Origin of the sequence: Kosakonia sp. N21 (assembly GCF_050587465.1) — a bacterium.
GTDB lineage: Bacteria > Pseudomonadota > Gammaproteobacteria > Enterobacterales > Enterobacteriaceae.
This window is the reverse complement of sequence record NZ_JBOBHR010000016.1, coordinates 35,273-48,156: the sequence shown is the minus strand read 5'-3', so window position 1 is coordinate 48,156 and position 12,884 is coordinate 35,273. Positions and strand designations below refer to the sequence as shown.

Genomic DNA, 12,884 nt, shown 5'->3' with positions numbered 1-12,884 from the left:
AAGGGTGAAGGGTGTTAAAAAGTGTTCACCATGTCTCCGAACACCTGTCTACCATGTCTCCGGACCGTACACCCTGAAAGGGAGAGGGAGAAAACCCGCACCCGCTTTATCCCCTTAACCCTCCGGGGAGATGGTCAGGGTGAGGGGAAACCCGCACCCGCCTTATCCTCTCGCTCCTCCGGGGAGAGGGTCAGGGGAAACCCGCACCCGTCTTATCCCCTCGCCCCTCTGGGGAGAGGGTCAGGGTGAGGGGAACCCCGCTCCCGCCTTATCCCCTCGCCCCTTTGGGGAGAGGGTCAGGGTGAGGGGAAAACCCGCACCAGTCTTATCCCCTCGCCCCTCCGGGGAGAGGGCCAGGATGAGGGGAAAACCCGCACCCGCCTTATCCCCTCGCCCCTCCGGGGAGAGGGTCAGGGTGAGGGGAGACTCACAGCGTAATACGGATCTCCCCACCCTGCGGCGCTATCACCACGCCTTGTTCGCTGCCCGACTGCGTCGCCCCCTGCACTCCGGCAATCTGCGCGATACTGCGCAGGCACAGCGTCCAGTTGCGGGCTTCGCCTTCAGCCTGCACGCTAATCACGCCATTTTCACGCTTCGCCCGCAGGCGGAAAATCACCGCGCCGTTCGCGTCCGGTACTTCGCACAACGTTTCACGCCCCTCATCCAGCACAAACAATTGGAAGGCGGTGTTTTCATGCCAGGCATAATCCGGGCGCTGATCGTTGCTGCCCAGCGCCAGTAGCGTATTGTCGCGCACATAAACAGGCAGACTCATCACGTCGTGGCGCTGTTGATGCCAGCGACTGCCGTCCAGCACATCGTTATGCCATAGGTGCGTCCAGCGCCCTTCAGGCAGATAAAACTGCAAGTCACCCGCCTCGCTGAACACCGGGGCGACCAGTAGCGCCTCGCCGAGCATGTACTGGCGGTCGAGGTAATCGCAGGCGGGATCGCCCGGGAATGCAAGCATCATGGCGCGCATCATCGGTGTGCCGCACTCGTGCGCCAGCGCCGCCTGGCGGTACAGGTACGGCATCAGCCGGCATTTCAGTTGCGTAAAGTGGCGCACCACATCGCAGGACTCTTCATCGTAGGCCCACGGCACGCGGTAAGATTTGCTGCCGTGCAGGCGGCTGTGGCTGGAGAGCAGGCCAAACGCACACCAGCGTTTATAGACATGCGCAGGCGCGGTATTTTCGAAGCCGCCAATGTCGTGGCTCCAGAAACCAAAACCGGACAGACCAATGGAGAGCCCACCGCGCAGGCTTTCCGCCATCGATTCGTAGTTGGCGTAACAGTCGCCGCCCCAGTGCACCGGGAACTGCTGCGCGCCAACGGAGGCCGAACGGGCAAACAGCACCGCATCCTGCTCGCCCACCGTCTCTTTCATCACCTTCCACACCAGTTCGTTGTAGATGTAGGCGTAGTGGTTGTGCATTTTTTGCGGACACGCGCCGTTATGCCACACCACATCGGTCGGGATGCGCTCGCCAAAGTCGGTCTTGAAGCAGTCGACCCCCATCGCCATCAGACCTTTGAGTTTATCGGCGTACCACTGGCAGGCTTCCGGGTTGGTGAAGTCGTAAATCGCCAGCCCCGGCTGCCACTTGTCCCACTGCCACAGCGAGCCATCGGCGCGTTTCAGCAGATAGCCTTTCTCTTTCAGTTCACGGAACACCGGGGATTTCTGGCCGATATAGGGGTTGATCCAGACGCAGACTTTCAGCCCGCGCGCTTTCAGGCGTTTGATCATGCCTTCCGGGTCCGGGAAGGTCACCGGGTCCCACTCAAAATCGCACCACTGGAAGGCCTTCATCCAGAAGCAGTCGAAATGGAACACATGCAGCGGCAACTGGCGCTCCGCCATGCCGTCGATAAAGCTGTTGACCGTTGCTTCGTCATAATTGGTGGTGAACGAAGTGGTCAGCCACAAGCCGAAAGACCAGGCCGGCGGCAGCGCCGGGCGACCGGTAAACTGCGTATAGCGGTTCAGCACCGCCTGCGGCGTCGGGCCATCAATCACAAAGTACTCGAGAGACTCCCCTTCCACGCTGAACTGCACTTTGGAGACCTTCTCGGAGCCGACTTCAAACTCCACGGCCTGCGGGTGGTTCACCAGTACGCCGTAGCCCCGGTTCGTCAGGTAGAACGGGATATTCTTGTAGGACTGTTCGGTGCTGGTGCCGCCATCGCGGTTCCAGGTTTCCACCGTCTGGCCGTTACGCACCAGCGCGGTAAAACGCTCGCCGAGACCATACACCGTCTCGCCAACACCGAGATCCAGCCGTTCGAACATGTAGTTACGCCCGCTGTTGTTATCCTGCACATAGCCGTTGTTCTTCAACTGGCTGCCGGTAATGCGCGCGCCGTTGCGCAGAAAATCGAGCGCCCAGTTTTCGCCTTTCCCCACCCGCACGCTCAACGCGCCGCTTTGCAGCTCCGCAAATTCGTCGGTGTTATGCAGCGCAACATGCACATGCGGCGATGGGTTCAGCGGGAAGTGCGGGCCGTTATCCACCGCGCCCTGAAAGTGCTCAATGCGCACGCCGATAATGCCTTCCTGCGGCGAGAAAAAACGCAGCGTAAACAGCGGTGTGTCCAGTTGCCAGGTGCGTTCGCGCACATCGCGCGGCGCGGCATACACCACCATCTCATTGCCCTGCTGTTCAACGTCGAACACCTGAATGGGCTGGATTAATGTCAGACCCGGCTGGATCAGCCAGTTGCCATCACTGATTTTCATGCATGACTCCTTACAGTAATTCTTCCCGGTGAGAGACGCTGCCCTGTCCTTGTGGATCGCGGCGTTCGCCACGCGCCAGTTGCGCCATAATCGATGTCAGGAAAGGCGTTTTGAGGGTGTAGTAGCGTTTGGCGATAAAGGCGCTCAGTAAGTAGCAGACCGCCGGAACCAGCGTGAACAGCGCAATAATGATGCTAATGGTGGCGCTGTTCTGGCTCTGCGCCGCCGCGTTGTAGCCACCACCAGCCAATGCCCAGCCGATCAATGCGCCGCCCAGCGCCAGCCCGAGTTTCAGCACAAACAATGTGCCCGCAAAACTGATGCCGGTAAGGCGTTTGCCATTGCACCATTCGCCATAATCCACGGTGTCGGACATCATCACCCACTGGATGGGTGTGACCAGTTGGTGCAGCACGCCGATAACGAAGATGAAGATAAACATGGTGACGCTGGCTTCGATCGGCACGAAGAACATGGCGACGCTGAGCACGGTGAGTGCGGCGTTGGTCCACCAGAAGATGGTGACTTTGCATTTCCAGTCAGTGAGCGGCTTGGCCAGGGCGCTGCCAATCAGGTTGCCGACGCAGTAAGTGGTGAGGAAGGCGGTAAAGATGGCGGCATCGCCCATGATCCAGGTGACGTAATACATCATTGCTCCGCCGCGCACGCAGACGGCGAGGATGTTGAGGATGGTGAGTAAACCGACGATGCGCCACTGGTCGTTTTGCCAGATGTCGCGCAAATCTTCACGCATGGAGGTGGTGCTCGGCGGTGCCTGGATACGCTCTTTGGTGGTGAAGAAGCAGAATGCCAGCATCATAAAAGCGACCACCGAGAGCACCGCAATACCGCCCTGGAAGCCAAAAACTTTATCTTCCCCGCCAATCAGTTTGACCAGCGGCATCATCAGTACGGTGGAGAGCATGCCGCCCGCAGTCGCCAGCACAAAGCGCCAGGATTGCAGCGAAATACGCTGTTTCGGGTCGTTGGTGATGACCCCGCCAAGGGCGCAGTACGGGATGTTTACCACGGTGTAAAGCAGGGTGAGTAACGTATAGGTTACAGCGGCATAAACCATTTTGCCGCTGACGCTGAGATCCGGCGTGCTGTAGGCCAACACGCAGACCACGCCAAAGGGCAGTGCGCCGAAGATGATCCACGGGCGAAACTTACCCCAGCGGCTGCGCGTGCGGTCGGCAATCAGCCCCATGCACGGGTCGGAAATGGCATCTAACGCGCGCGCCAGCAGGAACATGGTGCCAACGAAACCGGCGGGAATACCGAAGATATCGGTATAGAAGAACATCATGTACAGCATTACGTTATCAAAAACGATATGGCTGGCGGCATCGCCCATCCCGTAGCCAATCTTTTCTTTCACAGAAATAATCTGACTGTCCATTTTTGTTTCCTTAACGCCTGAAAAGTAAGCGGAGAGCGGTCTCAGTGGTTGTAAACGATCGTTTTTCAGGCGGGTATTCCGTTTTCTGGTTATCAGATTACGTTTATTCTTTTCTGTGATCGCGGTTACTTTCGCCGCACAAAAAATCTAACCATCGGAAAATGTGAGGATTTATCTTAAACGGGGATGTAAAGCAGCAGCACAACGAGAAAATTTATGGCCAGGGTATGTGGTAAATGCATGAAAGTAGCTATAATGCGCCCCGCCTCCATGTAGCAATGCAGGCGCGGAAGATCGTCACCTCCGGTGAGGTGGCTGGACTTCAAATCCAGTTGGGGCCGCCAGCGGTCCCGGGCAGGTTCGACTCCTGTGATCTTCCGCCAAAATGCCTCCCCTGAACTCCACTATCTCAAGTAAATCCCCTATAATATCCGCAATTATTCCTGATTATGACTTGAGCATATTCGGGGTCAGGGTCAAACTGGCTTAAGCCTGCTGAACACAAAAATTCAGTCAGCAGGCAACTGAGATCACTTTATGAACTCGATCACTCTTCATCTACATGAAGCATTTTTATCTCTTCAGCATGCCTTTTATTAAGATTGATTTGACACTGATAAATATAAGGCCAGTAATCATAGGTATCTTCCCCGATTTGCGACCCAACGCCTAAACAGAAGTTCTTACGATACTCTTTCCAGGAGTTTTGCGAATCAAGGAAAAACTTACTGAAGACATCACCAATGGTCAGTTGAGGGTGCTTACTTTTGTAAACGGGACCAGTATTGTTTTCCTTTATTTGATTGATTGTTTTGGTAATTAATTCGTCCATACTTTTATTGCTTTTATCACTAAGGGCGTGTAAGCATTCAGAAGCTTTTCCTCGATCAGCATTACTACGCCAACAATTATCAGTTTCTGGCCCTGCGATAATATCTGATTTCTCAGCACTGTAAGCTGACGGAACCAAAGTCATAAAAATAATCGCTAGCACTATTTTTTTCATTGTAAATACCTGATTCTGTGTCTTGTAGACTCATAACGCATAAGTGATGAATCTTCCCGAATGAAGTTTATAAGCGCTATTTTGCCCGCTATTGCAGCCTCTATTAAGCTTGCAGGATATCTTATGCCCTGAAAAAAAATATCAACAACAACATCTTTAATTTTCTGGTCGAGTTGATCCCATGATGGTGCGTTCGGTTTTTTTGTTGCTGTTTTGACATAAAACGGTTTGGCGTAATTCTTTTTCTCTAAATAAGAACGTTTGAATAATTCAATCTGCTGCACATAGCTTATCTCGCCAAATAACTGCCATGTGGTATCGACAAAAACCTTTGCCTGTCTTCCACTAAGATATGCAGCGTTTGATGCAATCACTGCGCGATATTCTTCTATACCAAGACTTCGCAATGTTGAAAAAATCTCTCCGGCAGTTCGCATCTTCATGTCGTAGCCGCGACCTAGTGTGACGCCTGATACATCACCAGGCCAGTGCAGTATTCGGGAGAAATAGTCAGGTTTTTTAGGTGCCCTCTTGGGAGCATAATCTGGAAAAATATAATCATGCCCTTCTGCATCAAAGGTAACCTGACCTTCAGGCACCCTTACCTGCACCGCCCCGACAGTTTTACGCCAGGGCTGTAAAACAACGTTATTTATAGCTTCCTGAAGCCAGATGTCTCCAGGATGAATCATTCCCGTAGGCCTCATAGAGAGCATATTCTGAAACCAGCGAATACCGTCAATCGTATCCCTGTCACACTTGCCAGTAATCTCAACTTCTCGCCCGGTTATTTCTTGATAACCGGACTTACTGAGCGTTTCCTGAAACCACAAAACTTCTTCCGTCTTGTTGTTGCCACACTCCCCTACAGTGGAATCAATCCGCATAATCCGTGATCCGTAGCGTTGTCGACTACCCATGAACACTCTCCTATCCTTGATGCATCAAAAAACTTTTCACTTTTATGCAATTTTAAAGATGCGATCGTCATTCGGGAACAATGTAACAGGAAACGTCGTAAAAATTTTACAACGTTCAAAACAGATGGCTAAGACATACACAATTTTTTGCGGACTGTCTGCACCGCCTGAGTGTTAACAACCCTTAAGAGACAATTTGGGCTAACCCGACTCCAGTGTAGTGACTTGAATCGCCGACGAACAACTGGTGACCATGGCCTCCGCACTGCTTGCGCCCGATGGCTGCATGAACTTTTTTGCCGGTCCGCAGAATAAACAGTTCAGTGCAGCCGTTAACTTTTACGATGTGCACTACGCTTTCACGCACTATGTCGGTACGTCCGGCGGCAACACCGACGACATGCGCACAGCGGTAAAACTGATCGAAGAGAAGCGAGTCCAGCCAGCAAAAGTGGTGACGCATATTCTGGGGCTGGATGCCGCTGGCGAGACAACGCTAAGGCTGCCGGAGGTGGGAGGGGGTAAAAAGCTGGTTTATACCGGGAAAAAAATGCCGTTGACCGCACTGACCGGGTTCAGCGACCCGCAGCTTCAGCAGATCCTGCAACGCCATCAGGGGCTTTGGTCCGGCGAAGCCGAGCACTATTTGTTGTCGACGCCCACCGCATAAGCACGCATAACACAAAGTCTGTCTGTACAAAGCGAACCTGTAAGACTACCTTACAGGTTTTTAAAGACTGACAGACAACCACACATGAAGCGCGCTTTTTTGATTTTCACCACAGCCTTTCTTATTAACACCAGCTATGCCGCAGAAACCCTGCCGAAAGATGTCCAGACTTTTCGCGACCTTGCCGATCAGTGTGAGCATTTTGCCGGTGAGCAAGACGCCGATCTTGATGAGCAACGACAAAAAGAGCTGGACGCCAAACTGGAAGCCACCTGCGGCAAAGCCGCCGGGCAGCTCAAAACGTTACGGGCGAAGTACAAGAATGATGCCGCATTAATGAAAGTCATTAATGCCTATGATTTCTGACATGACGTCTTATCCGGGCGAAAGGGGGCACGGGCTCCCTTTTACAGAAATGAAAAAAATAACAGGAAATAAAATCGAAACCGCGTCGGCACTGCTCCACAGATCATTCTGTTTACGCCACTGATGAGTGGCACACATCGCCCTGTTTTATCGCGCCATATCTGATCATTTTCAACTCGTTCGTCTCTTCATGCGGGACTAACGTAATATCGGGCATAACAATGCCATCGGTGCAGCAAAAACAGGCATTCCAGTTTTGATAAATATGAATCAGCTCCGCCATGCTTTTTAAACCTAACTTGCGCAGAATAGCGTTCTTATAATTACTCACGACTTTGCGGTCAAGATTAAGCGCCTCCATAATATAGCTATTCGGGCGGCCATCCAGAATCATCGTCATGATATTGTACTCCACCACGCTCAAATGCACTTCGCGAATACGATCCTCCTGCTCTTTACCCTTAAGGAAGGCTATTATCTTACGCACCTCATATTCCATAAAACTCATAGGGGAACACTTATCCAGTTTGATAAACTTCGTACAGATAAAGGTATGGAAATTTTTCTGTTCCGCAAGAATAAGAAGCAATGAATGCATGCTAAAAAATACTATTTTCCCATCTCCGCGATCGAAGACAATAAGAGTATGGGTCGCGTACGGATTAATGTTTTTAAGTAACTTATCCATTCCACTTACAAAATAGCTATCCTGAGAGATGATATACATATCTAACCTCCAGACAATATTATTTCATATGTATGAAGCCCCTAATTTCCATAAATACTCGATTGCTTACCCATTGCAGAAGAAAAATAAAAAAACGGCCTGATGTATCCGCACTTATCTCCGGCAGATTAAAACCGTAATACACGACCAACTTTCACCAGCTCTCGTTTTATTGCACGTTCAAGATGGTGGAGTTGAACCTGATCATCCCCCTCTTCCGCCGCCAGCCAGCTGGCGAGTAATGCCGCATTGCGAATATTGGCGCCCGTCATTTCTGCACGCTGCGCCAGCAGGTGAAAATCAATCTCCTTCGCAAGAGAGACATTGGCCGGCCAAATGACCCGCCACATGCGTTCCCGCAATGCCACATCCGGGAATGGAAAACGTAAAATAAAGGTCAGGCGACGGGCAAACGCCGCATCCAGATGGTTACGATTGTTGGTCGCCAGAATAACCAACCCAGGGTAACCCTCCAGCCGTTGCAACAGATAGGCAACTTCGATATTGGCATTGCGATCTTTCGCATCTGTCACTTCGCTGCGCTTACCAAACAACGCATCCGCCTCATCAAAAAAGAGCACGCCTGCGTCCTGTTCAGCGATGTCAAAGATACGGGCGAGGTTCTTTTCCGTTTCACCAATGTATTTATTCACCACCGCAGAGAGATCAATCTTAATTAAATCAACCCCCAGCGCACCGGCCAGCACTTCCGCCACCATGGTTTTGCCGGTTCCCGAATCGCCAAAGAACAAGGTACTGATCCCGGTACCGTACGCCACTTTCCGGTCAAATCCCTGTTTCAGCACGTTATCGCGCTGGCGAACAGCCGCCAGAATCTCCTGAAGATGCTGCTGCGTGGCCTCATCGATCACCACATCATCAAACGTGCGTACCGGCGTGTAGCGCTGCGCCAGCTTGCCGTAGGACTGTTGAGTATGTAACTGAAAGGCATAGCGTAAATCTTCCGTCGCGATCACCGCGTGAGTGTCATCCACTGCGCGCAGCCGCTGGTACAGCGTCGCTTCCCGGATAAGCTGCGGGATTGACTGGCTGTCCGGGTTAAACCGATTAAGCAGCGCAGTAATATCCAGCGCCGGTTCAACACGCACACCGGACAACTGGCGCTCCCACAGCCCGAGCGTGTCATCCGCCGTAATCACTGGCATGACAATCACCACCTGGCTAAATCCCGCCAGCCGGGGAAGCGTCACGGAAGGGTGCGTCAGGAACACCACCGGCCCGGCCAGGTAGCGCAGTTCATGCGCCAGCCAGCCCCACAGCAGCGGAAAGTGCTCAACGATGTTCTCTGGCGCATATATCGCCAGGCATCCCTGATAAAGCCGCGTCTCCCGTATCGCCAGTTGCAGCATTTTCTGTACCGCGGCAACCGTCAGAGCGCCGGTCAGATGCGCCAAATCGAGGCACAGCACCGATCGGCTTCGCCTCTCCATCGCCCTGGCGACAGCGGCCAGTTGTTCCTGTAGACGGTAGCCCCGCAAAATGGTCGCCACCGGCGCGTGTTCGCTTTCAATGGAACACTGCACCAGTTGTTCGGTTAATGGCGGTGTGATCTCCGGTTGCACGGGAACCGGCAGCCAACGCGCATAGAGCGCCAGTTCACCGGGAAGCGTGTCGCCGCCGAGCAGCCAGCCGTAAAGCGCGCTATCGGCCCCCGGCACGGCCGCAGAGAAGCTATCGTTCTCTTTTTGCTGGAGCGTTAACAGCCCCGCCCGCAGCAAACTCCCACCCGGCAACAGGCAGGCTTGCACCGTTGTGGGTGCCGTTCCGTCACGACACAAAATCCCCATGATGATGGCAACGGAGGGGCGTGTGCTCCGGTTGGTCGGATGGATGCTGGCGAAGAGCTGGCCGTAGTGGATGTCATATTCCGGCAGCAGAGTCAGTAATAAAATATCCCGCTCAAGCGCGCTTAGCTGAAAATGGCTCACCAGCGAATCGAGTCGACAGCCGACGGGGATCGCCACCTCGTCGTTTTGCCATGGCGCGTCAGCATTGAAATCGACCGGAAGTGGGTCTGAAAAGTGAAAATGGGCGGTTTGCTGGTACTGCGCCCATGTCGATGCGGCTTTTCCCAGCCGTTGAAGCTGCGCCTGCAAAATGGCGGCATCCTCGTGTTCATCCGGTTCCGCAAAAGTGTGCAGCGGCAGATTCATGGCAGCATTCTCCCTGGGTCGCCAGGCAACCATTCAAGCAATAGCGGCGCATCGAACCAGGGGAAAAAAGCCAGGTTCAACGGCCACGACCATTTCGTCAGCAGAATATCGAACACTTCCGGCTGGATATGCAGCACCGCCGGGGTTACGTCGGCAAAGAGTTCGCCAGGACGTTGCAAAAAGAGCTGGCGGATATCGGTCAGCCCCATTTTTTCAAAGGCGGCGATCTGCGAAAAGACGCTGGATGCCCACTCAGAGGTGATCTGCTGCTGCTGTGCACTCAACGGCTCCGGCATGATTGGTGGTTCCTCCAGCGGCAGGCCGCACAAAAACTGATTGACCACCACACGCTGCGCCTGCGGCCGTTCCGCTTCCCACACCAGCCAGTCAATGGCGGCAACCGCCTGCCAGCGCGCGTCGTCGCTGATAAACTGCTTCTCCGCCACCAGCCCCAGCGCGGTAAACCACTGCGGCAACAGCGGCCAGAGCAACACAACCCCGGCATTGCTGACCGGTAGCCCCAAAGGGGATTCGTCATCTGCGCGACGGGCACGCTGCCGGGCGGCTAACGTTTCTCTGCGCTGTTGCGCCAGCCCTGACGTTGGTAGGTTTCCGTCAGGTTTGTCTGCTCTGTGGGAACGTGCAGCGGCAAGGGTTTCTGGCAATAAAGAAGCCAGATAATCATCAATCTGCTGTTGTGCTGCGTTCCCTGCGTGCAGTTGCACCGTTTTTGCCATACCGGCATAACGCCATAACGGTATCACCCAGCGTCCGGCAATGGCCCGCGCCTGTGCGATGGGTAAGGATTCAAGCAGCGCCACCAGTTGCAGGAACTGCGTTAGCGGGATTTCCTGCTGTACTAACGCCGCAGCCCAGGCATCGCGTTGCGCATGGGTCATGCTGTGCTGACTTAGCCAGTGACGGCCCTCTGCAACCGTCAGTAAATAACTCAGTGCTTGCTGCACCAGCCGCAACGGCGTCAGGCGCGTTGATGCTGTACCGGGGTGGCTTTCCGGCCACCAGGCCGGGGAGCTTACTGTCGGGTGAGCAGACAGGATGGCGTTGTACGGCGAAGAACCCACGCTTGCTGCAAAATAGTCGTTAACACCCCGAGTGAACGCGTGATAAAGCGCTTCCGGGGGCGTTTCCCGACGCCGGGCATGCGGCACATAGGTCGCATCTCTATGCGTGTTATGGTGGCGCGAATGCGGTGTGTCAGGCCAACCGGGTTGTGTTGCCCGGTAATGGGAGTGCCTGCCTTGTCGCGCAGGCGCTGCACGCTGCGTCTGCGGACGCCAGACGTCGGTTTTTGCTCCTGCACTTTGCAGGCAGTCGATAGCCTGGGCCACAAGGGAACCACGTTGTCCCGCAGCCGTTCCGGTTACTCCCCCGCCCGTCGATGTCGTATTGCGCGCGCGGCTGGCTAACTGCGTAAACAGTTGCACCAGCGCCGCATGCAGACGCTGATAAAAATAGAGAGAAAGATGCTGGCGCGGCATTGCACCTAAATTCAGCACGACTTTATCAATAATGATATTGCGGGTTATCGCAACGTTATTTTTCGCCGTTTGCAAAACAGAGAGAAGTTGTTCTTTATTAATAAACTGATATTCGATGTTTCTTTGTTTAGCTAACGCGGGCTCAATAAATAACGTAACCCGCAATGTGTTAATACACACATCAGATTCAGCCATAGAGAGTATCTCGAGATTATTCAATGATAAATAAAACCGTTATAACTTCATAATAAAAGCCAGCGCAAAATATTGTGGTTCGTTATTCTGATCATATTTGAAACCATTAAATGAACCGGTATGAAAGTGAGGTCGGTTACCACCAGTAGATTCAAATGCATTGCCGTTGGGATACGTAACCGAGCTCCAAGTACTGTCGAAATATACTTGAGCATACCTATTCCCATCAGACATATTACCTCCACCCTGTTTCACCCAACGGTGAGTATGCGAGGGCATTTCAGCGACCGTCAGTGTATGTTCATCAATCGTTATGGTCCCCGTTGGTGTGTAAGTATTCCGTTTAGCACCGCCCGTTGATGTATTGAAATCCTGTGAGCCTTTAATAAACCGATCGCGTAAATCCGGGGTACCGTTACTGCCATTACAGAATGCCCAGCCGGTTGGCGCGGCGCTGCCGCTAAACATCACAATAATCCCTCGCGGCACCACATAGGCCATATCAACGCTGACGCCATTGGTATCAACTTTAATCCCCGTCGAGGGTTTCACGCTGAGCCCATCGTCACTGGCGACCAGTCCCAGGTCGAGATCAACCACCATCATATTGGTGGAGCTGTCTATTTTTAAAGGCAGGACACCAGCCTCACTGCCGTCATAATCATGAGATTCAAGGTTAGGCTCCAACTTGCCATCCGCACTGTAGCGCATACCGACGCCAGCTTTACCATCCTGACCGTGAAACTTGCCCACGCCTCTCGCTGCCGCTTCCACATACGCCATGGTGTCCGATGCGACGCTGACGCCATTACCGTTAACAACAATGCCCGTAGAGGCTTTTACGCTTAAACCATCAGACGATCCAATCAGCCCATAAGCCAAATCGACAACCGGCTTATTATTTGAAGTATCAATCGATAGTTGCACAGCGTGCTCCCTATCGTTGTCACTGTCGTAATTAAACGATTTAGTAGCATTCAGCTCCAGTTTCCCTGTGCTGCCGTACTTCATCCCTATACCGGCATTATTGATTTGACCGGCAGCCTGCCCGGCGGCAACCGCGCCCGCATTTGCCAGATCAATCAGATCGGCAAAATCACTTTGCAGCGGAATACTGCCCGCTTTAAAACGCGCCTTCAGGGCATCGGGCGACTGTAATTTTTTGGTATCAGCCATAAT

Annotated in this window: 9 protein-coding genes, 1 tRNA gene and 1 pseudogene; 3 read left to right on the top strand and 8 right to left on the bottom strand. The window is 53.3% G+C overall.

Going from position 1 to position 12,884, the window contains the following annotated elements; translation table 11 throughout:
• Positions 1-427: 427 nt before the first annotated feature.
• The gene (yicI, locus tag ACQ3G7_RS24045) at positions 428-2,746 is read right to left on the bottom strand and encodes an alpha-xylosidase (RefSeq protein WP_430892740.1); all 2,319 of its coding nucleotides are present in this window, start codon (positions 2,744-2,746) and stop codon (positions 428-430) included.
• A gap of 10 nt (positions 2,747-2,756) precedes the next feature.
• Complete coding sequence (locus ACQ3G7_RS24040; RefSeq protein ID WP_430892738.1) at positions 2,757-4,148, bottom strand: glycoside-pentoside-hexuronide family transporter; 1,392 nt, start codon at positions 4,146-4,148, stop codon at positions 2,757-2,759.
• A 288-nt stretch (positions 4,149-4,436) separates the two neighbouring features.
• Here ACQ3G7_RS24040 and ACQ3G7_RS24035 point away from each other — a divergent pair.
• Positions 4,437-4,531, top strand: a tRNA-Sec gene (locus tag ACQ3G7_RS24035).
• Between the two features lie 164 nt (positions 4,532-4,695).
• Here ACQ3G7_RS24035 and ACQ3G7_RS24030 read toward each other — a convergent pair.
• A complete protein-coding gene (locus tag ACQ3G7_RS24030) occupies positions 4,696-5,154 on the bottom strand; it encodes a DUF1311 domain-containing protein (RefSeq protein WP_430892736.1) in 459 nt (152 codons plus the stop codon).
• Positions 5,151-6,074, bottom strand: coding sequence for a DUF8812 domain-containing protein (locus tag ACQ3G7_RS24025; RefSeq protein WP_430892734.1), 924 nt, complete (start codon positions 6,072-6,074; stop codon positions 5,151-5,153). The genes ACQ3G7_RS24030 and ACQ3G7_RS24025 overlap by 4 nt, the downstream gene beginning before the upstream one ends.
• 229 nt (positions 6,075-6,303) lie before the next feature.
• On the opposite strand from ACQ3G7_RS24025, the pseudogene ACQ3G7_RS24020 reads away from it, so the two are divergent.
• Positions 6,304-6,744: pseudogene (locus tag ACQ3G7_RS24020) on the top strand (L-sorbose 1-phosphate reductase); the annotation flags it as partial.
• Between the two features lie 84 nt (positions 6,745-6,828).
• Complete coding sequence (locus tag ACQ3G7_RS24015; protein ID WP_430892732.1) at positions 6,829-7,110, top strand: hypothetical protein; 282 nt, start codon at positions 6,829-6,831, stop codon at positions 7,108-7,110.
• A gap of 112 nt (positions 7,111-7,222) precedes the next feature.
• Here the strand turns inward: ACQ3G7_RS24015 and ACQ3G7_RS24010 are convergent, their stop codons facing one another.
• The 4 genes from ACQ3G7_RS24010 to ACQ3G7_RS23995 form a co-directional block, all read right to left on the bottom strand.
• Positions 7,223-7,837 carry a LuxR C-terminal-related transcriptional regulator gene (locus tag ACQ3G7_RS24010; protein WP_430892730.1) on the bottom strand — a complete coding sequence of 205 codons (615 nt, stop codon included), beginning with the start codon at positions 7,835-7,837 and terminating at the stop codon, positions 7,223-7,225.
• A gap of 128 nt (positions 7,838-7,965) precedes the next feature.
• Positions 7,966-10,011: an ATP-binding protein gene (locus ACQ3G7_RS24005; RefSeq protein ID WP_430892728.1), complete on the bottom strand. Its 2,046-nt coding sequence runs from the start codon at positions 10,009-10,011 to the stop codon at positions 7,966-7,968.
• Complete coding sequence (locus tag ACQ3G7_RS24000) at positions 10,008-11,705, bottom strand: contractile injection system tape measure protein (RefSeq protein WP_430892726.1); 1,698 nt, start codon at positions 11,703-11,705, stop codon at positions 10,008-10,010. The genes ACQ3G7_RS24005 and ACQ3G7_RS24000 overlap by 4 nt, the downstream gene beginning before the upstream one ends.
• A gap of 39 nt (positions 11,706-11,744) precedes the next feature.
• Positions 11,745-12,881 (bottom strand): hypothetical protein, encoded by a 1,137-nt coding sequence (locus ACQ3G7_RS23995; protein WP_430892724.1) that lies wholly within the window; start codon positions 12,879-12,881, stop codon positions 11,745-11,747.
• Positions 12,882-12,884: the final 3 nt, after the last annotated feature.

Excerpts from the sequence above, each read along its gene's own strand:
- ACQ3G7_RS24040 (WP_430892738.1), bottom strand. The coding sequence starts at position 4,148 with ATGGACAGTCAGATTATTTCTGTGAAAGAAAAGATTGGCTACGGGATG.
- ACQ3G7_RS23995 (WP_430892724.1), bottom strand. The coding sequence starts at position 12,881 with ATGGCTGATACCAAAAAATTACAGTCGCCCGATGCCCTGAAGGCGCGT.
- ACQ3G7_RS24030 (WP_430892736.1), bottom strand. The coding sequence starts at position 5,154 with ATGAAAAAAATAGTGCTAGCGATTATTTTTATGACTTTGGTTCCGTCA.
- yicI (WP_430892740.1), bottom strand. The coding sequence starts at position 2,746 with ATGAAAATCAGTGATGGCAACTGGCTGATCCAGCCGGGTCTGACATTA.
- ACQ3G7_RS24005 (WP_430892728.1), bottom strand. The coding sequence starts at position 10,011 with ATGAATCTGCCGCTGCACACTTTTGCGGAACCGGATGAACACGAGGAT.
- ACQ3G7_RS24015 (WP_430892732.1), top strand. The coding sequence starts at position 6,829 with ATGAAGCGCGCTTTTTTGATTTTCACCACAGCCTTTCTTATTAACACC.
- ACQ3G7_RS24010 (WP_430892730.1), bottom strand. The coding sequence starts at position 7,837 with ATGTATATCATCTCTCAGGATAGCTATTTTGTAAGTGGAATGGATAAG.
- ACQ3G7_RS24025 (WP_430892734.1), bottom strand. The coding sequence starts at position 6,074 with ATGGGTAGTCGACAACGCTACGGATCACGGATTATGCGGATTGATTCC.
- ACQ3G7_RS24000 (WP_430892726.1), bottom strand. The coding sequence starts at position 11,705 with ATGGCTGAATCTGATGTGTGTATTAACACATTGCGGGTTACGTTATTT.